The following is a 22,665-nucleotide window of genomic DNA, read 5'->3' as shown; positions in this document are numbered from 1 at the left end:
GTCTTTCGTCGGAAATTCCGGATCCGGCCGCTAGATCCAGCCGCGTTCCCGGGCCGCCAGGCCGGCCTGGAAGCGGGTGATGGCGTTCAGGTCGCGCATCACCGCGTGGATGCGGCGCTGCACCGTGCGCAGGCCCAGCCCCAGGGCGCGGGCGATGGCCTCGTCCGTCAGGCCCCCGGCCAGGAGCGAGAGCAGTTCCCTGGTCAGCTCGTCGGGCTCCGCGACGGCCGACGCGGACGCGGACGCGGGGGTGGCGCGTAAGGGGAAGCCGCGGCCCCACTCCCGTTCGAACAGGGCGATCAGCGCGTCGAGCAGGGCCGACTGGTGCAGGATGAACGCCGCGTCGATCGCGTACGCCCCGTTGCGGATGGGGATCAGCGCGACCGCGTCGTCGGCGATCCACATCTTGGCCGCCGCGTCGGCCACCACCCGGGCCTTCTCGCCGCGCGCCATCGAGTCCTGGACGAGCCGCAGCTTGCCCGGGACGGCCAGCGACTCCAGGTCGTACACGCTGCGGTAGTCGATGCCGGACCGGAGCATCCGCCGCTCCCGCTCCACGTTGTCGCCGTGGTCGCGCATGACGTACGGCGGCTTGTCGATGTTGCGGAACATCGTCTGGGCGCTGTCCTGCAGCGCGTACGCCCGGCTGATGATGTTGTCGGTGCCCGTGACCACCTCGACCTGCTCGGCCGGGTGGGTCGCGTAGCGCGAGGCCAGGTGGAAGGACGAGGTGAGCTCGTGGATCGCCGTGCGCACCCGGTGCAGCTCCTCCTCCTGGCGGGTGAGCAGCGGCCTGATCGCGATGTCGGGGGCGACGGCGACGTAGCGGGCGCGGCGGCCGGGCAGCCTGCTGGCCAGGCCGCGCCGCGCGAAGGCCGCCAGCGTGCGGGCCGCCAGCAGCGTCGAGACGCCGCAGAGCGGGGCCAGCTCGGCGGCGGACGAGCGCGGGTTCTCGACGAGCGTCGCGTACAGGCGGCTCTCGGCCGGTGACAGGCCGATCGCTTCGAGCATCGGCGCGCCCCCCTTCTCCCGCCGCACGATGCCGGGCGGCGCTGGCGGGTTACCGCCACCTGGCGGGTTTTGGCCCGTCCGGCGGACTTGTGCCCTGACTGATCACCAGATTAGGTCAGCGTTGAAACGATCTCCATCGCGCGCGGGCGACGATGGCCGTGTTTCCCATGTCTGGAGAAAGTTGTGCGCATGCTGCCATCCCCCCGGCGCCGCGGACTCGTGGCCTTACTCGGGGCTGTTCTCGCCGTGCCGCTCGTCGCGGTCCCGGAAACGGCCGACGCGGCGACCGTAAAAACGTTCACACCTCCGGCCGCGACCACGAACGCGCCGGTGAAGGCCATACCGCCGGTCAAGATCACCCTGATCACCGGCGACACCGTCGTCTACGCGAAGGACGCCGCGGGCCGCGCGTCGGCCACCCTGGAGCCCGGCGCGGCCGGGGAGGCGCGGACGTACCAGGCTCAGCAGGACGAGCACGGCTACTACGTCATCCCCGCTGACGCCGGGCCTTACCTCGCCAAGGGGCTCCTGGACAAGGAGCTGTTCAACGTCGACTACCTGGCGGCCAACGGCTACGCCGACGCCAGGTCCCCGAAGATCCCGCTCATCGTCCAGTACCACGCCCGGACCAGGACGGGCGACCTGGCGGGCAAGGCCAGGGCGCTGAAGGGCGGCTCGGACCCGATGGTGCTGGAGAGCATCGACGGCGCCGCGATCAAGGTGGACAAGAAGCAGGCCACCGCCTTCTGGCAGTCCCTCGGCGGAGGAGGCCAGGCCACCGCCCGGGCCCTGACCGGCGACCTGCGCAAGGTGTGGCTCGACGGCAAGGTCAAGGCGCTCGACGACGTCAGCAACCCGCAGATCGGCGCGCCCACGGCCTGGGCAGCCGGGTTCGACGGGACGGGCGCGAAGGTCGGCGTCATCGACTCCGGCGTCGACGCCGCCCACCCCGACCTGCAGGGCCGGATCGTCGCTTCCCGCAACTTCGTCCCCGCGGGCAGCCCCGGTGGCGGCAACGCCGACGAGGTGACCGACCGCGTCGGCCACGGCACCCACGTGGCGTCCATCATCGCGGGCAGCGGCGCCGCCTCGGGCGGCACGTACAAGGGCGTCGCGCCCGGAGCCCGGCTCACCATCGCCAAGGCGCTGGACGACACGGGCAGCGGCAACAACTCCGAGATCATCGCGGCGATGCAGTGGCAGGCTGCCACCCAGCACGTCCGCGTGGTCAACATGAGCCTGGGCAGCAGCAACCCGACCGACGGCACCGACCCGCTGAGCCAGGCCGCCAACGAGCTGACCGCCGCGTACGGCACGCTGTTCGTGGTCGCCGCGGGCAACGCGGGCCCCGGCCGCTACACCATCGCCTCCCCCGGCGCGGCCGCCTCGGCGCTCACCGTCGGCGCGGTCGACTCCTCCGACAAGATCGCCTCGTTCTCCAGCCGCGGCCCCCGCCTGAGCGAGGACTTCGCGATCAAGCCCGAGATCACCGCGCCCGGCGTGAACATCGTCGCGGCGCGCGCGGCCGGCACCTCGCTGGGCGAGGGCAGCAGCGTCCCGGGCGGCGGCCCGATCGACGAGCACTACACGGCGGCGTCCGGCACCTCGATGGCGAGCCCGCACGTGGCGGCCGCCGCGGGCATCCTGTCCGCCCAGCACCCCGACTGGACGCCCGAGCAGCTCAAGACCGCGCTGACCGCGACCGCGAAGCCGGGCGACGCCACGGTCTACGACCAGGGCGCGGGCCGGCTGGACATCGGGCAGGCCGTCACCCAGCAGGTCTTCGACGACGTGGCGTCGGTCTACGCGGGGTTCACCGACCCGTACACCGGCCAGACGATGACCAGGAAGGTGACCTTCCGCAACACCGGCAAGGAGCCGGTCACCCTGAACCTGTCGCTGGCGCTGAAGCACGGCGACGCGCAGCCGCCGGCCGGGATGGCCACGCTGACGCCGTCGTCGCTGACCGTCCCGGCGGGCGGCACCGCGACCGCGGACCTCACCGTCGAGCCCACGCTGGGCGAGCCCGGCTGGTACGAGGGACGCCTGACGGCCACCGCCGGCACGACCCGGCTGACGGCGCCGATCGCGTTCCGCAAGCAGGCCAGGATGCACACCCTGAAGGTCAGGTTCGTCGGCCGTCCGGAGTGGACGATCAACCCTGGTGCGGTGTCCGCCGCGCGGATCAGCGACACCGACCCGCTGCTCGAGGGCGAGCCGACGGCCACGTGGACCGAGAACTGGCGGACCACCGACACGCCCGGCGTCCTGGAGACCGAGCTCAGGCTCGCCCACGGCGGCGTCTACTACATCGGCGAGACGCCCTGGTGGTACAGCAGGCCCGACCGCAACCTCCAGTACGGCTTCCTCACCGTCCCCGAGCTCAAGCTCGACGCCGACACCACGGTCACCATGGACGCGACCAAGGCCGAGCCGCTGGAGATCAGCACGCCGCGCCCGTCGGAGCCGGTGTTCCTCAACGTGAACTTCGCCCGCACGACCGCCGGGGGCCGCATGTACGCGGGCGCCTCGGTGCTCAGCTACGAGCCGGCCCTCAGGGGCCGGTACTGGGTCACGCCGGTCACCAAGGCGCCCACGGTGGGCACGTTCATGATGCTGTTCGACCAGGTCCGCCGCGCCCCCGAGGTGGAGCTGAGCGTGCCCGGCGTCTCGCTCAACCCGCGCTACGTCAGCGAGCACGACGCGCTGGTGCCGAAGTTCGCCTCCGACCGGCGCCTGAACCTCACCACGGGCGACGACCTGCGCGCCGGCGGCGACGTCCGGGGCCGGCTCGTCTACCTGCCGGCCCGGGACTCGCTCCAGCTCCTGCTGACCGACCTGGACCTGGCCATCAAGGCGGGGGCCGCGGGCGTGGTCACCAGCGACCGGTTCGCCTGGCTGCTCAGCGCCGAGCCGTACACGGCCCAGAACAAGATCCCGGTGCTGTGGCTGGACAACGGCGAGGCCGACCGGCTGGGCAAGGTCCTGGCCCGCAAGCCGTACCCGAGCGCGGCGCTGCACGTCACGCCGACCACCCCGTTCGAGTACAAGCTGGTCGACTACGTGAAGGGCACCACGGCGGGCCGTCTCCGCTTCGCGCCGAAGGCCCGCGACCTCACCGCGATCGACACCACCTACCACGCCCAGTTCGCCCCGCAGCCGGGCGCGTGGGGGCCGACCTCGAACTTCAACGAGGTCAGCCACACCTTCACCGACGAGCAGCGGCTCAGCGTGCGCGGCTCGCACTCCTTCGCCGCGCCCGCGGCCCGGACCGAGTACTACAACACCACGGGCGGCGACGTGCTGTGGGAGCGGGCCTACACCTTCTACGACCCCGCCTCGGGCGGTGAGCGGCACGCCACCTCCTTCCGCGGCTTCACCCGCGCCGGCCAGGAGCGTGAGGACTGGAACGAGGCCATCATGCCCGCCCAGCTCACGGACGGCCCCCACGTGCCGGACTGGATCGGCCAGAGCTTCTACTGCGACGGCTGCCGCCAGGGCGACCGGCTGCGGCTGCGGGCGCTCTCCCCGCTCGGCTTCGGCTACTACTCCGACGCCTCGAACCCGAGCCACAGCTATCAGGGCGCGTGGGGCGAGGAGGAGATCCACCTGTTCAACGGCGCGGCCGAGGTCAAGCAGGAGTACGACGACCTGGGCGTGCCCTACTACACCGTCCCCGCCGGGCCGGGCACGTACCGGCTGACGGACTCGTGGAAGGACGCCTTCTCCGGCAAGCATCCTGGCACGGGCGTGGAGACCACCTGGACGTTCCGCTCGGCCCGCCCGGCGAGCGCCGGCTCCCCGCTCCCCTGTCTGGACACCGTGCTGTGGGACGACAAGCAGCCGTGCGCCCAGGTGCCGCTGATCCGGCTGCGGTACGACCTCGGGCTGCCGGGGGACGACACGGTCCAGGGCGGCAGGCCGTTCACCTTCACCGTCACGCCGGAGGGCGGCCGGTCGCCGTCGCTGCGGGCCGCCTGGGTCTCCGGCGACAAGGGCGCGCACTGGACGAAGGCCGCCGTGCTGCCCGGTGACCGGGTGCTCGTGCTCAACCCCAAGGGCCCGGGCAGCGTGTCGGTCAAGGTGGAGGCGAAGGACAGGGACGGGAACTCCGTCCAGCAGGTCCTCTCCGACGCCTATCTGGTGAAGTGACCGGCTGTCTCGTGAGGTGACCGACGTCGTGGCGGGGACGGGGCGAGCCCGTCCCCGCCACGACCGGCGCGTCAGTAGTCGGTCGTGACGGCGGCGCCGGAGAAGCTCGCCGCGCCGTACAGGCTGATGTAGACGTAGCCGGCGGGCGGGTTGGTGACGGTCAGGGTCTCCGCGTTGCCCGAGGCGGTGGACCGCTGGGCGTAGGAGCCGGTGGTGGCCCAGCCGGTGGGGTTGTAGTAGAGGTCGGCGTTGCCGGTGCCGCCGGAGGCCGTGATGGTCAGCCGGGAGACGCCGGCGGGCAGGTACAGGAAGAGGTAGGCGTAGTCGTTCTGGGCGGCCGACAGGTTGCTCCGCCTGCAGCCGCGGTCCAGTTGCCGGGTGTCCGCGCCTGTGCACTCGGGGGCGGAGCCGCCGCCGTCCCCGCCGGCGCAGGCGCCCGAGGCGCAGGCGGCCAGCCAGGTGTACCAGTCGGTGTCGTAGCGGCTGCCGATCGAGCCGGTCAGGAACGACCGGGCGGTGCTCCAGGCGCCGGTCCGGTAGTGGCCGAGCAGTGTGGACAGGTCGCCGGGGTGCTTGTCGAACATGTAGCGGACGGCCAGGTAGCCCCAGCGGTAGATGCGGGTGGTGTCGTGCGCGTAGGTGGTGTCCCACAACGTGCTGAGGGCGTAGGTGCGCCTGCCCGCCTCGGTGATGGCGGCGTCGTAGGTCTGCTTGCGGTAGGAGTAGGAGACGTACTCGGCGAAGCCCTCGATCCACCAGATCGTCGGCGTGCTGACCCCGGCGTCGAAGTCGCCGTACATGTCGTAGCGGCCGTCGAGGTAGTGGGTGTACTCGTGGTTGAGGTTCCAGATCTGGAAGTCCGGGCGCAGCCACTCGGCCTCGTAGGCGATGAAGCGCGGCTGGTTGCCCGCCGCGGACGGGTCGCCCTCCAGGTACATGCCGCCGTTGTTGGTGTCGATGCCGAACATGGGGCCGGCGTAGGTCTGGTAGTCGGCGCTGGAGTCGAACACCACCACCTCGATGCTGGTGTTGCCGTCACCCGCGACGGGGCCGTTGTCCCTGACCAGGTTGTGGAAGTAGGCGTCCTGGTTCGCCAGGCTGGCGCAGGTGCCCGAGAGCTGGCCCGAGGTCATGTCCTGGGCGCGGATCCTGATGCCGGCGCTGCACGTGTGGTTGATCGGGAGCACGCTGTCGGCCAGGCGCCGCTGCAGGTCGCACGTGTCGTAGTAGGCGCAGTCGGCCTTGTCGTAGGCGTCGGTCATCTCGGCGACGCCCACCCACAGCGCGGCGGTCGGGCCGGTGATGGAGCTGCGCCCGAGCAGGTCCTTGGCCAGCGGCCGCACCGTGGCGAGCAGGGGCTGGTGCTGCAGGAAGCGGCCGAGCTCCCGTCCCGCGTTGGAGGTCAGGTAGCCGCGGGCGGTGCCCAGCAGCGACAGGTGGCCGGCCGCGAACGAACGCAGGGTGCTGATCACGCTGGTGTCCGCCTGGACGGCGCTGACGAACGCGGGCACCTGGTGGCCGCGGAAGAGCACGGTGTAGACGTTGTTGACCGCGTTGAGCATCCACCAGGAGGCGTCGTAGGAGCTGTCGTAGCCGTTGAGCAGGCGCTTGACGACGTAGAGGTAACGCGCGTTCTGCTGGGCGCTGTCGATCAGGGTGACCGCCTCGGCCAGCACCTCGCCGTTGGCGTCGCTGACCGTCCAGGCTCGGGCGGCGGCGAAGAACGCGTCGAGGCCGGCCTGGACGGCCGTGGCGAGCGCCTGGCCGTAGGCGCCGACGTCGGTGGGGTGGTACCACTGCACGTAGTAGCCGGCCCGCAGGTAGAGGACCAGTTGCGCGGTCGAGGTGGTGTTGTCGCCCGGGTAGGAGGCGGCGTTGTCGCGCAGGGCATAGGCGACGGTCGTCATCTGCGCCTCGCGGAAGGCGTGGTAGGCGTCGGCGCCGGTCAGGTTGAACAGCGTGTTGACGCAGTCGGTGGTGCTCGCCTTGATCTGCTGCACCAGGGCGCTGCCGGAGCGGCTGGTGAAGTCGGCCACGCTGCACGCCGCGGCGGCCGCCTTGGCGCTGGTCCGGGCCGACGGCCGGGGATGCTGCGGCGCGCTGGCGGGCTCGTCGTAGTCCTTGCGGAGCGCGTCGGCGGCGGCCGGCCGGGGCGGGCGGTCGGCCAGGTCCAGCCGGGTCTTGCGCACGTGCGGCGCGTCGTCCTGGGACGTGGTGGCGGCGGGGAGGGACGGGGGCGGTTCGACCTGCGCCCGCGCGGGCGCCGAGGTCAGCGAGCAGGCGACGACGCAGGCGGCCATCAGGGCTAAGAGGCGGCGCACGGGAACCTCCTGGGGGGTGTTCGGACGGGTTCGCGGCCGCTTCGAGTGTCAGTGCGGCGATCACCGCGCAGTCATCAGCGCTCCCATAAATCTCGTGGATGACCCCCGGGAGGCGTAGGGGTGACAGGTCGGGTAACTCTTGGGAGATGGGGACGAGGGGCACCGGGACGCGGGGGCGCACCCACGGGCTCCCGGCGGAACGTACGAGCTTCGTCGGACGCCGGCGGGAGATCGCCCAGATCAGGCGGATGCTGTCGGCCGCGCCCGTCGTGACGCTGACGGGCCCGGGCGGCGTCGGCAAGACGAGACTGGCCGCACGAGCCGCGGCGACGCTGGGCGGCGCGTTCCCGGACGGCGTGTGGATGGTCGACCTCGCCGCGCTGCGCAGCCGGGAACTCCTGGCGCCGGCGATCGTCGAGGCGCTCGGGGTCCGCGACCACACCGCCCGCCCGCCGCTGGAGGTCCTCACCGGCCACCTGAAGGACAAGCGGCTGCTGATGATCCTCGACAACTGCGAGCACCTGGTCGGCGAGTGCGCCGCCGTGGCGCGGACGGTCCTGCGGTCGGCGCCGGATCTGCGGATCATCGCGACCAGCCGGCAGTCGCTGCGGGTTCCCGGCGAGCGGCTGCTGGAAGTGCCGCCCCTCGGACTGCCGCCCGGCGCCCGGCCGCCGGCCGGTCAGCTCGCCCGCTCCGAGGCGCCGCGGTTGTTCGCGGAGCGGGCCGAGGCCGCCGCGCCCGGTTTCGCCGTCACGGAGGCCAACGGCGACGCGGTGGTCGAGATCTGCCGCCGCCTCGACGGGATCCCGCTCGCCCTCGAACTGGCGGCCGCGCAGTTGCGGACCCTCGCGCTGGAGCAGGTGCTCGCCCAGTTGGAGGACCGGTTCGGGCTGCTCCCCGCCGCGGGGGCCCGGCCGGCTCATCATCGGACGCTGCGCGCGTTGATCGACTGGAGCCACGGGCTGTGCACGGACGAGGAGCGTCTGCTGTGGTCCCGCCTGTCGATCTTCGCGGGGAGCCTCGACCTGGAGGCGGCGGAGGCGGTGTGCGGCGGCGACGGGATCGCCGCAGACGACGTCGTCGACCTGCTGAGCAGCCTGGTCGACAAGTCGATCCTGATCTCGGAGCACGACGGGGAGTCCGTCCGGTACCGGATCCTGGAGACCATCCGCGACTACGGGCGGGAACGGCTGGAGGAGTCCGGGCAGGCGGCGGCGCTGCGCCGGCGACATCGCGATCACTACCGCCGGCTGGCGAGCGAGACCCGGGCCCGGATATCGAGCCCGGAACAGGTGTCCTGGCTCGCCCGCCTCGGCGCCGACCACGCGAACCTGCGGCTCGCCCTGGAGTACTGCCACACCGAGCCCGGGCAGGCGCGGACCGGCCTGGCCATGGCGGCCGACCTGATGTACCACTGGGTCAACGGCGTCTACCTGGGGGAAGGCCGCGCCTGGCTGGAACGGGGGCTGGCGGCCGAGACGGAGCCCGGCGACGTCCGCGTCCGGGCGCTGTGGACCGACGGCGTCCTGGCCATCATCCAGGCGGACATCGCCTCCGCCGAGGCGGTGCTGCGGGAATGCCGGACCCTGGCGGACGACCGCCGGGACCCGATGGCCCTCGCCTACATCGCGCTGGGCGAGGGGCTGCTGGCCCTGGGGCGGGAGGACCCCGTCGCCGCCATCCCCCTCCTCGACGACGCGGTGCGCCGCTTCCGCGCCGTGGACGACCCGGTGGGCGTCGTGGAGGCGCTCATCCGGCTCTGCGTCGCCCACCGCTCCACGGGAGAACGCGCGCTCGCCGTCTCCATCGGGAAGGAGTCGCTGGCCGTCTGCGACCGGCACGGGCTGGGCTGGCACAAGGCGTACACGCTGGCGGTGCTGGGCGTCGCGGTCTGCGAACGGGGGGACGCCCGGCACGCGGCCGCGCTGGTGTCGGAGGCGCTGCGCTTCAACCGCTCGCTGCGCGACCAGCGGGGCGTCGGCCTGGATCTGGAGATCCTGGCCTGGATCGCCACGACGCAAGGACGGCTGCAACGGGCGGCCCGGCTGTACGGGATCCTGGACACGCTCTGGGCGAGGGTCGGCGATCCCCCGCCCTCCGGATACCTTCATTCCGCCGCGCACGCCGAGCAGTCGAGATCCCGGGCCCGGCACGCCGTCGGCGAGCCGGCGTTCCACGCGGAGTTCGCCCGGGGCGCCGAGCTGGGCTACGACGAGGCGCTGGCGTACGCCCTGGACGAGGAGCCGGCCGGCCCCGGTTCGCCGGCCGGGCCCGACCGGCTGGCGCCGCTCACGGCGCGGGAGACGCAGATCGCCCGGCTGGTCGCCCAGGGGCTGAGCAACAAGGAGATCGGGAGGTCCCTGATGATCGCCCAGCGCACCGCCGAGGGACATGTCGAACACATCCTCGGCAAGCTCGGGGTCGACTCGCGTACCCAGGTCGCGGTCTGGGTCAGCAAGCAGGATCCGGATGAATAGGGATTTGTCGCCCTATGGAAGCTGGTTGTCGTATGTCACATACTCCTGATTGTGGACCTTGACCTGAGACACCTCCGCCTGGTCTGCGCCATCGCCGAGACCGGCAGCCTCACCAGGGCGGCCGCGCGTCTGGAGCTGTCCCAGCCCGCGGCCACCCACCAGCTCCGCCAGATCGAGGAGCTGCTCGGGGGCGAGCTCTTCGCCCGCTCCCGCACGGGCACCAGGCCGACCCCACTGGGTCACCAGGTCGTCGCCCGAGCCCGGATCGTGCTCCACGAGGTGGACGCGCTCGTCCACGACCTGCGCGGGAGGCACGCGCCGTCCGCGGCGCTCAGGCTCGGCTGCAACCACCTGGCGTGCGTCGCGAGCGTCGTCGAGCGGGTCGGCGAGGCGCTGCCCGGGCGTGCCGTGTCGCTGTGGATCGAGCCGTCCACGGCGTTGCTGGCCGACGCCCTGGCCCACGGCGAGCTCGACGCGGCCCTCCTGGGCGTGATCGAGGGGACCGAGATCGCGCTGCGCTCCCCCGTCGTCACGCGCACGCTCATCCCCCGCCATCCCATCTTCGTGGCGCTGTCGGCGGCGCACCCGCTGGCCGGCGGCGCCGCCGTACGGCTCGCCGACCTGGCGCGGGAGCGGTGGATCAGCCCGCCGGGCGGCGACGACGGCTCGCTGGCGGCGCTGCGCGCGTCCTGCCGCGCGGCGGGCTTCGAGCCGGACATCCGCTACGACGCGCCGAGCGGGGCCGGTCGGCCCCTGGTGGCGGCGGGGCACGGGGTGCGCCTCGTCGATCCCACCTGGCCCGCGCCGGAGGGCACGGTGGTGCTGCCGCTGGTCGGTGAGCCCCAGGTGGCGCGGCTCACCGTGGCCTGGCGCCGCGACCGCCTGGGACCGGCGGACGCGGCCGCGCTGTATCGCGGGTTCGCCGCCGCCTTCGCCGACCACGTGGACGACAACCCGGCGTTCCGGAAGTGGTGGGACGCCCATCCGGAGTCCCACCCCGTCGTCTGAACGCCGTCACCCCTCGCGTGCGGCGGCGCCGGTCCGGCCCTCCCCGTCGGCGGAGTCGGCCAGACTGTCGTGGGCGAGGTCCAGGAACAGGGCGGCCGACCAGCCGAACCCGCTCGTCGCCCGGCCCGCCCGGCGGCCCGTCAGCGGGTTCCAGTACTCGTACAGGCCGCCGCCGTCGCGGACCATCGCCAGCGTGCGCTCGCGCAGCTCGCGGGCCGTCGCGGGGTGGCCCGACCGGCGCAGGCCCTCGATGAGCAGGTAGTTGACGTTGAGCCAGACCGGTCCGCGCCACATGGCGTCGGGGTCGAAGCGGGGGTCGTCGAAGGCGACCGTGGGCACCGGCCGCTCGCCCCAGAAGCTCGGCGAGCGCAGGTCGGCCACGAGCCGGTCGGCGACGTCGGCCGGCAGCCGCCCGGTCAGCAGCGGCAGCAGCTCCAGCGGGGTGCGGACGTCCGCCTCCCGCCCGCCGACCAGGGTGACGAAACGCGTGCCGGTCCACCGCCGCGCCACCATGCGGTCCACGAGCGCCTGGGCCCTGTCCCGCCACTCCCCCGGGTCGCGGCCGAGCGCGGCGGCGATGTCGCCGAGCCGGTCGTACTGCAGGGCGAGGTAGGAGTTGAGGTCGGGCGGCTCGGCCCGCGGCCCGCCGTCCCAGATCGGGCTGTCGTCCAGGCCCGAGGAGTACGGGTGCAGGTACTCGGCCAGGCCGTCGCCGTCGGGGTCGGAGCGGGTGAACCACCACTCCTGCGCCCGGACCAGCGGCTCGTACACCTCGGCGAGGAAGCCCGGGTCGGGGTCGGCCTGGTGGATCTTCCACACGGCCCAGGCGGTGAGCGGCGGCTTGGTGACCGGCACGGCCTCCCGGACCGGTGGCCCGCCGACGTGCTGCGCCAGCCGGGCCAGGTCGGAGCGGGGCAGGTCGGTGGTCTCGGCCAGCACCCCGTGGTCGTGGACCACGTCGGGGATCAGCCCGTCGGGGCGCTGGTGGTCGAGCAGGATGCGGATCTGCTCCCTGGCCAGGCCCGGGTCGGCGTGCCGGAGGGCGATGGCGTGGAAGTAGGAGTCCCAGTTCCACAGGCCGACGTAGCCGTACTTGGACGGGATCAGCGACTCGCGGCCCTGGATCGGCACGAGGTTGACGGCGAGCGTCCACCACGCCTGCTCGGCCCGCTCCCGCAGGCCGGACGGGACGGCGGGCATGCGGGCGAACCAGTCGCGCCAGCGCGCGGCGGCCGCTTCCAGGACCGCCCGGCCGTCGGGCGGCGGGCCGCCGGGGGCGGCCACGTGCGCGCCGTCCCGGCCGGGGCCCACCAGGACGAGGCCGTCGCCGACGGGCGCCCGGCCGCCGTCCCACACGGCACGCACACCGCCGTCGCTGCCGCCGCCGCCCGCCGGGCCGGCGCCCGGCGGGCCGGTCAGCACGAGCGTGTCGGGGCCGGCGAAGGCCAGGGCCGCGCCGCCCTCGAACTCCACCCGGTCCGGCAGCGCCCGGCGTACGGGCAGCTCCCGGTCGCCGGCGAGAACCCGCAGGCCGGTCAGGACGGCCGTCTCGCGCAGCGGCGTCTCGTAGCGGGCGGCGGCGATCCACAGCGAGCCGTCGTCGGCGGCCATCACCAGCAGCCGCGACCCCCGGTCGGTGAACGGTCGTTCGCGCAGGTCCAGCATCATCGCCCGCCCAGTCCGGAGGAGGCCATCGAGTTGATGATCTTCCGCTGGCCGATCAGGAAGGCGATCAGCGTGGGCACCACCGCGATCGCCGACCCGGCCAGGATGAGCCCGTAGTCGACCGCGGTGTGCTGCCCGGAGAACTGGCTGAGCAGCAGCGGCACGGTGGCCAGCTCGGGCGAGTTCAGGAAGATCAGGGGGAAGAAGAACGAGTTCCACGAGGCCAGGAAGGCGATGATGCCCAGGGCGCCCAGGCCGGGGCGGATGTTGGGCAGCACCACGTTCCAGAAGCACCGCCAGCGGCCCGCCCCGTCGATGCGGGCCGCCTCCTCCAGCTCCACGGGCACGGCCCTGATGAACTGGCGCAGCAGGAACACCGCGAAGGGGTTGGCCACCGTGGGCAGGATGAGCGACAGGTGGGAGTCGATCCAGCCGAACCGGGCCAGCATGAGGTACAGCGGCACGACCGTCACCTGCGCCGGCACCATCTGCGTGGCCAGGAACACCACGAACAGCACGCCCGAGCCGCGGAAGCGGATCCGGGCGAAGGCGTAGGCCGCCATGGCGGAGGTGAGCAGGGTGAGCGTGACGTTGAGCGCGGCGATGTAGAAGCTGTTCCAGTACGCGGTGCCGAACGGCATCGCCGCGAGCGCGTCGGGGTAGTTCTGCCAGCGCCAGGGGTGGGGCAGCCAGTCGAGCGGGGCGTTCAGCATCTGCCGCACGCTTTTGAACGACGTCAGCAGCATCCAGGCGAACGGGAACACCATGGCCAGGCCGCCGGCCGTGAGCGCGGCGTGCAGGGCCGCCTGCCGGAGTCGCATCAGCTCTCCCTCACGAGTCGTAGTGGACCAGGCGCTTCTGCGCGGCGAACTGGACGAGCGTCACGAGCAGCGTCAGGGCGAGCAGGATCAGCGCGGCGGCGCTGCTCATGCCGAACTCGAAGTCCTTGAAGCCCAGCTCGTAGACCTGGTAGACGATCGTGCGGGCGCCCTCGTTGTCCTCCGGCCGCACCAGCACGTAGATCTGGTCGAACGCCTGGAACGAGCTGATCACGGCGACCACCGTGGAGAAGAAGATCGTGGGCGAGAGCAGCGGCAGGATGACCGAGCGGAAGATCCGCAGGCTGCCCGCGCCGTCCATCCGCGCGGCCTCGACGATCTGCGGCGGGATGGTCTGCAGCCCCGCCAGGAAGATCACCACGTTGAGGCCGAGCGACGACCAGATCGTCACCACGGCGATGGACACGATCACCCAGCCGGTGTCGCCGAGCCAGTCGGGCGGGGTGAGCCCGAACCAGCTCCGCAGCGAGTTGTTGAGCACGCCGCTCTCGTCGCCGGCCAGGATGATCTGCCACATCAGCGCGACGGCCACCGAGCTGGTGACCACCGGCATGAAGTACAGCACCCGGTAGAAGGAGCCGCCGCGCACGTTGTTCAGCGCGAGCGCGATGAGCAGCGCGAGGGCGAGGCCGACAGGCACGGTGAGCAGGGCGAGCTTGACCGTGTTCCACACCGCCAGGCCGAACTCGGGGTCGGAGAGCTGGGCGGCGAAGTTGTCCAGCCCGGCCCACTCCTTGCGGCCGAGGCCGTCCCAGCGCATGAACGCCAGCACCACGGCGAAGCCGAGCGGGAAGACCAGGAACACGGCCAGGGCCGTGACCTGCGGGGCGAGGAAGAACGCCGCCCACCAGCCGTCCCGGTTGCGCACGCCGGGGGCCCGGCGCCGGCCCGCCCGGGGGCGGGCACGGGTGAGGACTGCCACGGCGTCAGCCCAGCTTGCTCTGGACGAGCTGCTGGAGCTCCGTCATGCCCTGGTCGAAGCCGACCTTGCCGCTCCACACCTTCAGGAGCTGCTCGTTGATGGCGGCCGTGAGGCCGGGCACCGCGACCTCCTCGGGGTAGTTGGCGAAGCCGGTGTCGCGCACGTCGATGAAGGTCTGGGCGTGCTTGGGGTAGCCCTCCGCGAGGACGACCTGCTCGGCGCCCTTGACGGACGGCACGGCGCCGCCGCCCTGGAGCCGCAGCATCTGGCCCTCCTTGCCGACGAACTCGGTCAGGAACGTGAACGCCTCCTTGGGCAGCTTCGTGTCCTTGTTGAGTGCCAGGTAGGAGGCGGCCACCGCGCCCGGCATGGGGTCGCCGGTCGGCGAGGGGAACGGCACGATGTCGTAGTCGTCGAGCTCGCCGCCCTTGCGCAGGGAGTCGACCACCCAGCGCCCGCCCGCGTAGAAGCCGGCCTTGTGCTTGAGGAACTGGGTGCTCGGGCCGTTGCTGTCGGGCAGCGTGTCGGCGCTGAGGAACGTCTTGTCCTGGTAGCCCTTGGCGAGCGTGCTCAGCGCCTCGCGCGCCTTGGTGTCGGTGGTGGCGACGAACTTGCCGCCGTCCCAGACCTTGCCGCCGAAGCCGTTGATCATCGAGTACGTGGAGCCGTACCAGTTCCAGAAGATGGAGCCGGCCTTGCCCGCGGCCTTGAGCTTGGCGTTCATGTCCAGATATTTCGGCATGGTCCACTGGCCGCTCTCGTTGAGGGTGGCCGGGTCCTCGGTGATGCCGGCGTCCTTGAGCGCCTTCTTGTCGTACCAGAGCACCTCGGGGTTGGTGTCGTTCGGGACGGCGTAGATCTTGCCGTCGCGCTTGGCACCGCCGTACACGCCGTCGAAGAAGTCCTCGGGGCGGCTCTTGGAGTCGGGGCCGGCCAGCTTGTCGTCGAGAGGCGTGATCACGCCCGAGGAGACGAACTTGCCGATGTAGTCGTCGCCCACGAAGATCACGTCGGGCGCGGTCTTGCTGGTGAGCTGGGTGAGCAGCTTGGGGTGGTAGTCCTCGTACTTCGCGACCGACTCCAGCTTGAGCCGGATGTCGGGGTGGCGTCGCTGGAAGTCCTCGGTGAACTTCTCGTAGACCTTCACGTCCTCGGCCGATCCCCAGGTGGACCAGCGCACGGTCACCGGGCCCTTGCCGGTGCCCGCGCCAGGAACGTTCCCGCCGCTTCCGCTGCAGGCGGTGGTGGCGAGGGCGAGGGCGCCCAGGACGGTCAGCGCACGCTTCATGGTGGCTCCTTCGATCTTTCTTTCGGGGGGTGTCAGGCGAGTCCGCCGCCGTCGACGACGAGAGCGGATCCGGTGACGTAGCTGGAGGCGTCGCCCGCCAGGAACAGCACGGCGCGGGCGATCTCCTCCGGGGTTCCGGCGCGGCCCATCGGCCGGTCGGCCGCGTCGCTCGCGAACGCGGTCCAGTCCTCGCCGAGCTGGCGGGCCTCGTCGCGCAGCATGGGCGTGTCGGTGTCACCGGGGTTGACGGAGTTGACCCGGATCCCGGCGCGGGCGTGGTCGATGGCCAGCGCCCGGGTCATGTTGACCACGGCCGCCTTGGAGGCGCAGTAGGACAGGGCGTTGCCGCCGCCCTTGAGGCCCCAGCCCGAGCCGGTGTTGACGATCGAGCCGCCCTCGGTCATCGCCGGGACGGCGTACTTGCACATGAGGAAGACGGAGCGGACGTTGACCGCCATGACGCGGTCCCACTCCTCGACGTCGAGGTCCAGGGCCGTGGTGCGGCGGATGATGCCGGCGTTGTTGAACAGGACGTGCAGCCCGCCGAAGGTGCCGGTGGCGCTCTCCACGACGCGCCGGCAGTCGTCGGGGGACGACACGTCGGCGCGCACCGCCAGCGCGGCCCCGGGCCGGACGGCGTCGATCTGCGCGGCCGTCGCCTCGGCTCCCGGGCCGTCGATGTCGGCGACGACCACCCGGGCGCCCTCCTGGGCGAAGAGCAGCGCCGTGGCGCGCCCGATGCCGGAGGCACCGCCGGTGACGATCGCGACCTTGCCCTCGAGCTGGGCGTTCATCCGTTCAACTCCTCACTTGCCGCACTGATGCGGTAGATCGTGCTTTCGTGGTATCCGGTGATCACCTGGACGTGCCCGGCGAGCATCCGGTCGAGGTCCTCGTCGCCGCTGTCGGCCAGCAGCGGGCGTCCGCCGAGGGCGGCCAGTTTCTGCTGGGTGGCCAGGACGAGCAGCCGCCCGGCGGCCCGCGCGCCCGGCGCGTCCCCGGGGGCGTCCCCGAGCACGGCGCGCAGCACGCGCGGCGACACCTGCTGGTTGCCGCGGCCGAGCACGAAGCCCTGCCCGCCGATCACCGACAGCACCAGGACCGCCTCCCCGCCCTCGACCAGCCCGGACAGCTCCGCCTCCGAGACGTCGGCCGCCACCAACCGGCCACCGGCGCCGTCGCGTTCGACGCGTTCGACGCGTTCGACGCGTTCGACGACGTCCACGCCGAGCAGGGTGGTGGCGAGGCCGAGCTCGCGGCCGACGGCCCGCGTGGTGGCGCCGGGTCCCAGGACGTGGCGGACGCCGGGCCGCATCCGGGAGACGACCTCCCGGGCGATGCCCTCGACCGTGCCGGGCGCCGTCCCGGAGGATCCGGCCTTGCGGCCCGACAGCGCGGCCGGGGCGGCGGGCACCCGCAGGGCGCCGTAGAGGACCGGGCTCACCAGCCCCTGCCGGTAGCGGTCCTCGTCCAGGTCCACCACCTCGGCCTCGGCGAGCGCCGCCCGGCCCGATCCGTCACCGGACGTCCCGGAGACGCCGGACGTCCCGGAGATGTACGCGGCGGCGAGCGTCCCGGCCGCGGCCGGGCTGAGCGCGAAGCAGCCGGAGTACACCTTCACCCCGGCCGGGATCCCCAGCACGGGCGGGACGCGCTCGCCGCGCTCGCGCAGCTCGCGGACCGCGTCCAGCACGTCGCGCGCCGTCCCGTCGCCGCCCGCGAACAGCAGCAGGTCCACCCCGGCCATGGCCAGGACGGCCCGCCGCGTGTCGCCCGCCGTCGTGACGCCGGACGCTCCCGGCTCCGACGGCGGGACGGAACGCACCAGCGTGTGCGGGGCGCCGGCGGCGCGGGCGCTGTGCTCGCCCATCGGGCCCGGCGCCGTGACCAGGCGCGTGCCGGGACGGCGCGACAGCAGCGCGCGCACCGCCCGCGCCGCCCGCTCCCCCGCCCGCGGCGTGGCGCCCCGGGCCAGGGCCGCGCGCTGCACCTCGGCGCCGTCGCTGCCCTTCAGGCCCGCCGCCCCGCCCAGCCCGGCGACCGGGTTGACGACCAGGCCCACCGACACCCCCGCGCTCATGACAGGTGCTTGCGGACGTAGGCGCGCCAGGTGGGCGCCCACGCCTTGGGGTCGTCGAGCGGCGACGGGTCGATCTTGTGCACGGTCTGGTTGTAGGGGGCGCCCTTGACCATCTCGGGATCGCGGCGGGCCTCGTCGGCCACGTGGGCGAGGATCGCAGCGTACTCGTCGAGGTCCTCCTTGGAGTACGACTCGGTGGGCTCCAGCGTGAACGGCTCCGGCACCAGGTACGGGTGGTGACTGGTCCAGTAGTGCACGCCGAAGTCCGACGCCCGCACGCCGATCTCCTCGGAGTGGACCCCGGTCTCCTCCGACAGCTCCTGCCAGGAGTAGCGCGCCTGCTCGATGCGCCGCGTGCCCCAGGGCGCCGACGCGCCGGGGATGGCGAGGATCTTGCGCATCAGGTAGTTGTTGTTGAGCGCGGCCGTCTCGGCCACCTGGCGCAGTCCCTCCGCGCCGAGCGACATGATCCACGCGTAGGCGCGCACGATGTTCTGGGTGACGCCGAGGAACGGCCGCACCTTGCCGATGGAACGTTCCGGGGTCTCCAGCGTGTACGCCGAGCCGTCGAAGGCGACGACCGGGCCGGGCAGGAAGGGCGCCAGGTCGGCCGACACGCCGCACGCTCCGGCCGCGGGCCCGCCGCAGGAGTGCGGGGTGGAGAAGGTCTTGTGCAGGTTGAAGTGGCACAGGTCGAACCCGGCGTCGCGGGCCCGGGTGATGCCGAGGATGCCGTTGGCGTTGGCCTGGTCGTAGCAGGCCAGGCCGCCCGCCTCGTGGACGAGGTCCACGAACTCCCGGATGCGCGGGTTGAAGATGCCGGTGTCCTCCGGGTTGGTGATCATCAGGGCGGCGGTGCGGGGCCCGACGGCCGCGCGCAGCGCCTCGATGTCCGGCAGGCCGTCGGCGTCCGGCATCAGGGTGATGACCTCGAAGCCGGCGACCTTGGCGCACGCCGCGTTCGACGGGTGGGAGAACATCGTGGTGATGACCTGGTCGCGGTGGGTCTCGCCGCGGGCCGCGTGGTAGGCGCGGATCATGGCGACGTTCGCGTAGATGGCGGCCGAGCCGGAGCCCGGCTGGAGCGAGACCCGGGACATGCCGGAGATCTCGGCCAGCATGCGCTCCAGCCGCCAGTAGATCTCCAGCACGCCCTGCACGGTGTCCTCGTGCTGGAGCGGGTGCAGCTCGGCGACCGCGGCGGCGAACCGGTCGTTGACCTTGGGGCTGTACTTCATGGTGCACGTGCCCTGGCCGACGTCGATGTTGAGGTCGTTGCCCAGGTTCTCCTGCGACAGGCGCAGGTAGTGGCGGACCACGTGCGGCTGCGCCAGCTCGGGCAGCTTCGGCGGCTCGGCGCGGCGCACCGACTCCGGCAGCTCGACGCGCGGGGCGCCGGGCTCGGGCACGGCGATGCCGCGACGGCCCGGCCTGGACAGCTCGAAGATGATCGGCTCGTCCCAGCGGGCCTGGTGGAAGCGGCGCAGCGGCGGCTTCGGCGCGACGGGCAGCTCGGCGAAGGGCTCCGCGGTGTTCACAGCGTCTCCTGGATGGCGGCGATCTCGGCGATTTCTGCGGCGAGGCGGTCGATGTCGGCGATGGAGTGGCGCTCGGTCACACAGACCAGCACCGTGCGGTCGTCGAGGGGCACCCCGCCGTAGATGCCGCGCTCGCGCAGCCGGTCCAGCAAGGCCGCACTGGAGGGCACCTCCACCGCGAACTCGCGGAAGTGGACCGCGTCCGGGTGCAGCACGGTAACAGATCCGGCCAGGGCGTCCATCGCGTACCTGGTGCGGGCGAGGATCGTCTCCCCCAGCTCACGCATGCCGTGCGGGCCCATGAGCGCGAGGTAGACGCCGGCCGTGATGCCCCACAGGGCGGCGGCGGTCCCCACCCATTCCTTGCCCTCCTCGCGGTGGGCGAAGGAGGTGCGGTCGTAGAAGACGTCGCCGAAGCCGTACTCGCCGGGCACCTTCGTCGGCGCGATGCCGAACAGCCGGGAGGGGAACTCGGCGACCAGCGGCTCGTGGTCGTGGGTGGCGATGTAGCCGGCGTGGCCGCCGCCGAAGCTCTGGTGCATGCCGAGCGACTGGATGTCGCCGCAGGCGATGTCGGCGCCGTACGCGGCGGGCGGGGCGAGCACGCCCAGGGAGATCGGGTCGGCGCCGACGACGAGCAGGGCGCCGTGGGCGTGGGCCAGGTCGGCCAGCTCCCGGCCGCGCGTCTCGACGACGCCGTACACGTTCGGCGTCTCCAGGTAGATCGCGGCGTAGGAGTCGTCGAACGCGGTGACGGCCGTCTGGCCGTCCTCGCCCACGGGGGCGGGCACGATCTCGACGTCCGGGGCGAGGAAGTCGCGCAGCTTGCTCAGCTTGTCGGCGGCCACGGCCTCGCTGACCAGCACCTTCGAGCGCCCGGTGTAGCGGCCGGCCATGCGCAGCGCGGTGCCCGCCGCCTGGAAGCCGTCGTAGGTGGGGACGTTGACGACGTCCATCTCCAGCAGCTCGCCCATCATGCTGACGTACTCGAACAGGGCCTGGAAGCGGCCGTGGTCCTCGTACGGCTCGCCGGCGTACGCGGTCAGGAACTCGCTCCTGGAGTTGACCTCGTCGCAGACGGCGGGCACGTGGTGCGGGTAGCAGCCGTGGCCGAGGAAGCTCAGCGCCTCGTCGGTGCCGGTGGTCCGGCCGAGCAGGCCGTTCATGTGGCGGACCAGGTCGGGCTCGGCGGTGAGGGGCGCCGGCAGGTCGAGCGGCCGGTTCAGGCGCAGGTCCGCGGGGATGTCGGCGTAGAACTCCTCGACGCTCTCCGCGCCGATCGCGGTGAGCATCTCGGCCCGCACGCCGGGTTCGGCGTTCGGGATGTACGGGTGCGTCACGTGTCTCCTTCGATCCTGAGCACGACGGCGTCGCGCGGGGCGAGGACGGCGTCGCCTCGCAGGTCGGTGTCGGTGAGCAGGTCCCGGCCGGGGTACGGCAGGGTGATGCGCTGCTCGTCGGTGGTGTGGTTGAGCAGGAAGAGGTGCCGGCCCCGCCGGACCGCCTCCACCCCGGCGGGCACGGCGATCGCCGGGACTCCGGCGAGCACGCGGTCCAGCAGGGGCGTCAGGTCGGCGGGCAGGCAGCCGAGGTAGGTGGCGTTCGCCCGGCGGGTGATCGCGGGCAGCCCGTCCAGGTCGCCGCCCTCGAAGCGGGCGAGCACGTCGGTGCCCTCGTCGGGGCGCAGCCACTCGGCCCAGGTACGGGCCACGCCCGGGTCGCCGCCGGCGTGGCGCAGGGGCTGGGTGACGCCGTCGGGCAGCGGCCAGAACTCCTCGACCGCGACGCCCAGCAGGTCGCGCAGCGGGCCGGGCGCGCCGCCGTCGTGCACCTGGTCGGCCTGGTCGACCACGCCGCTGAACGGGCCGACGACCAGCTCCCCGGTGACGGCGGCGAGCGCCTCGGCCTGATCGGCGGTGCACAGGTAGAGGTTGGGCACGATCACCACGCGGTAGCCCGACAGGTCGGCGCCGGGCGGCGCGAGGTCGACGGCGATCCCGCGGGCGTGCAGCGGCGCGTACCAGGACAGCAGCAGGTCCTTCAGCTTGAGCCGGTCGGAGGGCATCGACTCGGGCGCCTCCAGGCCCCACCAGCTGTCCCAGCCGAACACCAGCGCCACGTCGGCGGGCGCGTGGCCGCCGGCGACCTCCGCGAGGCGCCGCAGGTCCGCGCCGAGCCGCAGCGTGTCGCGCCAGCCGCGCGTGGCGGTGCCGCCGTGCGGCAGCAGCGCCGAGTGGAACTTCTCCGGCCCGTACCTGGCCTGCCGCCACTGGAAGAACATCACCCCGTCGGCGCCGTGGGCGACGGCCTGGAGGCTGTGCAGGCGCATCATGCCGGGCGGCTTGGGCGCGTTGACCTCGCGCCACGACACGGCCGACGGCGCGGACTCCATGAGCAGCCAGGGCCGCCGCTTGAGCGAGCGCATGAGGTCGTAGCTGAGCGCGACCGCCACGTGCGAGGACGGGTCGGCCGGGTCGGGGTAGGCGTCGTCGCTCACCAGGTCCTCGGCCTCCGCCCAGGCCCAGTAGTCGAGGCCGTGCAGGATGCTCATGAAGTTCGTGGTGACGGGCACGTCCGGGGTGACGGCGCGCAGCACGTCGCGCTCGGCGGTGAACAGCTCCAGCAGGGCGTCGCTGCAGAAGCGCCGCCAGTCGAGGAGCTGGGCCGGGTTGACCGGTCCGGGGGCCTTGCGGGGCGGCTCGACCTGGTCGAAGCCGGTGTAGTGCTGGCCCCAGCAGGACGTGCCCCAGGCGGCGTTGAGCCCGTCGACCGTGCCGTAACGGGCCTGGAGCCAGGCCCGGAAGTGGCGGGCCGACTCGGGGCAGAAGCATTCGAGGGTGTGGTCGGCGTACTCGTTGCCCACGTGCCACAGGGCCAGCGCCGGGTGGTCGCCGTACCGGGCGGCCATGGCGGTCGCCAGCCGTACGGCGTGCTCGCGGAAGACCGGCGAGCTGGGGCAGTAGCCCTGCCGGGAGCCGAACTCCAGGCGGGTGCCCGCGGCGTCGACCGGCATGACCTCGGGGTGGCGGCGCACCAGCCACGGCGGCGGGGTGGCGGTCGCGGTGGCGATGTCGGCGGCGATGCCGTGCTCGTGCAGCAGGCCGAGCACGCGGTCGAGCCAGCCGAAGTCGTACGCGCCCGGCTCGGGCTCCAGCCGCGACCAGGCGAAGACCGCGACGGTGACCATGGTGACCCCGGCCTCGGCCATGAGGCGCACGTCCTCGGCCCAGACCTCCTCAGGCCACTGCTCGGGGTTGTAGTCGCCGCCGTACAGCAGCCCCGGCACCCGGGTCAGACCCACTCGACACTCCCTCCTGTGTTTTGTATTCAGAATTCATAGTGCAGTATTTTGAATCACGTCAAG

The 22,665-nt window shown here is 72.8% G+C and carries 14 protein-coding genes; 3 read left to right on the top strand and 11 right to left on the bottom strand.

The window, feature by feature from the left end:
- Positions 1-30: 30 nt before the first annotated feature.
- Positions 31-1,011 (bottom strand): helix-turn-helix transcriptional regulator, encoded by a 981-nt coding sequence (locus HTZ77_RS41765; RefSeq protein WP_175595330.1) that lies wholly within the window; start codon positions 1,009-1,011, stop codon positions 31-33.
- 189 nt (positions 1,012-1,200) lie between these two features.
- Here HTZ77_RS41765 and HTZ77_RS41760 point away from each other — a divergent pair, with 189 nt between their 5' ends.
- Positions 1,201-5,163 carry a S8 family peptidase gene (locus HTZ77_RS41760; RefSeq protein ID WP_175595329.1) on the top strand — a complete coding sequence of 1,321 codons (3,963 nt, stop codon included), beginning with the start codon at positions 1,201-1,203 and terminating at the stop codon, positions 5,161-5,163.
- Between the two features lie 71 nt (positions 5,164-5,234).
- Here HTZ77_RS41760 and HTZ77_RS41755 read toward each other — a convergent pair whose 3' ends face one another.
- A complete protein-coding gene (locus HTZ77_RS41755; RefSeq protein WP_328809080.1) occupies positions 5,235-7,484 on the bottom strand; it encodes a M9 family metallopeptidase in 2,250 nt (749 codons plus the stop codon).
- A gap of 146 nt (positions 7,485-7,630) precedes the next feature.
- Between HTZ77_RS41755 and HTZ77_RS41750 the strand changes: the two genes are divergently transcribed.
- Both HTZ77_RS41750 and HTZ77_RS41745 read left to right on the top strand, forming a co-directional pair.
- Complete coding sequence (locus tag HTZ77_RS41750) at positions 7,631-9,961, top strand: ATP-binding protein (RefSeq protein WP_175595328.1); 2,331 nt, start codon at positions 7,631-7,633, stop codon at positions 9,959-9,961.
- Positions 9,962-10,012: 51 nt separating this feature from the next.
- Entirely contained in the window at positions 10,013-10,969 is a 957-nt protein-coding gene (locus HTZ77_RS41745; protein WP_175595327.1) for a LysR family transcriptional regulator, read from the top strand.
- Between the two features lie 6 nt (positions 10,970-10,975).
- Here HTZ77_RS41745 and HTZ77_RS41740 read toward each other — a convergent pair whose 3' ends face one another.
- From HTZ77_RS41740 to HTZ77_RS41700, 9 genes are read right to left on the bottom strand one after another with little or no spacing between them, the layout of a single operon-like run.
- Positions 10,976-12,637 carry an amylo-alpha-1,6-glucosidase gene (locus tag HTZ77_RS41740; RefSeq protein ID WP_205304622.1) on the bottom strand — a complete coding sequence of 554 codons (1,662 nt, stop codon included), beginning with the start codon at positions 12,635-12,637 and terminating at the stop codon, positions 10,976-10,978.
- Complete coding sequence (locus HTZ77_RS41735; RefSeq protein ID WP_175595326.1) at positions 12,634-13,455, bottom strand: carbohydrate ABC transporter permease; 822 nt, start codon at positions 13,453-13,455, stop codon at positions 12,634-12,636. The genes HTZ77_RS41740 and HTZ77_RS41735 overlap by 4 nt, the downstream gene beginning before the upstream one ends.
- Positions 13,456-13,465: 10 nt before the next feature.
- Entirely contained in the window at positions 13,466-14,395 is a 930-nt protein-coding gene (locus HTZ77_RS41730; protein ID WP_175595325.1) for a carbohydrate ABC transporter permease, read from the bottom strand.
- Positions 14,396-14,399: 4 nt separating this feature from the next.
- Positions 14,400-15,683 carry an ABC transporter substrate-binding protein gene (locus tag HTZ77_RS41725; protein WP_175595324.1) on the bottom strand — a complete coding sequence of 428 codons (1,284 nt, stop codon included), beginning with the start codon at positions 15,681-15,683 and terminating at the stop codon, positions 14,400-14,402.
- A gap of 32 nt (positions 15,684-15,715) precedes the next feature.
- Positions 15,716-16,477, bottom strand: a complete 762-nt coding sequence (locus tag HTZ77_RS41720; protein WP_175595323.1) for an SDR family NAD(P)-dependent oxidoreductase — start codon at positions 16,475-16,477, stop codon at positions 15,716-15,718.
- A complete protein-coding gene (locus HTZ77_RS41715; RefSeq protein ID WP_175595322.1) occupies positions 16,474-17,763 on the bottom strand; it encodes an ATP-NAD kinase family protein in 1,290 nt (429 codons plus the stop codon). The genes HTZ77_RS41720 and HTZ77_RS41715 overlap by 4 nt, the downstream gene beginning before the upstream one ends.
- Positions 17,760-19,301 carry an aminomethyl-transferring glycine dehydrogenase subunit GcvPB gene (gene gcvPB / locus HTZ77_RS41710; protein WP_175595321.1) on the bottom strand — a complete coding sequence of 514 codons (1,542 nt, stop codon included), beginning with the start codon at positions 19,299-19,301 and terminating at the stop codon, positions 17,760-17,762. Before gcvPB ends, HTZ77_RS41715 begins: the two co-directional genes overlap by 4 nt.
- Entirely contained in the window at positions 19,298-20,641 is a 1,344-nt protein-coding gene (gcvPA, locus tag HTZ77_RS41705) for an aminomethyl-transferring glycine dehydrogenase subunit GcvPA (protein WP_175595320.1), read from the bottom strand. The genes gcvPB and gcvPA overlap by 4 nt, the downstream gene beginning before the upstream one ends.
- Positions 20,638-22,602: a beta-galactosidase gene (locus HTZ77_RS41700; protein ID WP_175595319.1), complete on the bottom strand. Its 1,965-nt coding sequence runs from the start codon at positions 22,600-22,602 to the stop codon at positions 20,638-20,640. Before HTZ77_RS41700 ends, gcvPA begins: the two co-directional genes overlap by 4 nt.
- Positions 22,603-22,665: the final 63 nt, after the last annotated feature.

This window comes from Nonomuraea montanisoli (assembly GCF_013363975.1).
Taxonomy (GTDB): domain Bacteria; phylum Actinomycetota; class Actinomycetes; order Streptosporangiales; family Streptosporangiaceae; genus Nonomuraea; species Nonomuraea montanisoli.
Note: the sequence above shows the minus strand (reverse complement) of the source record. Positions and strands in the feature narration are given on the sequence as shown.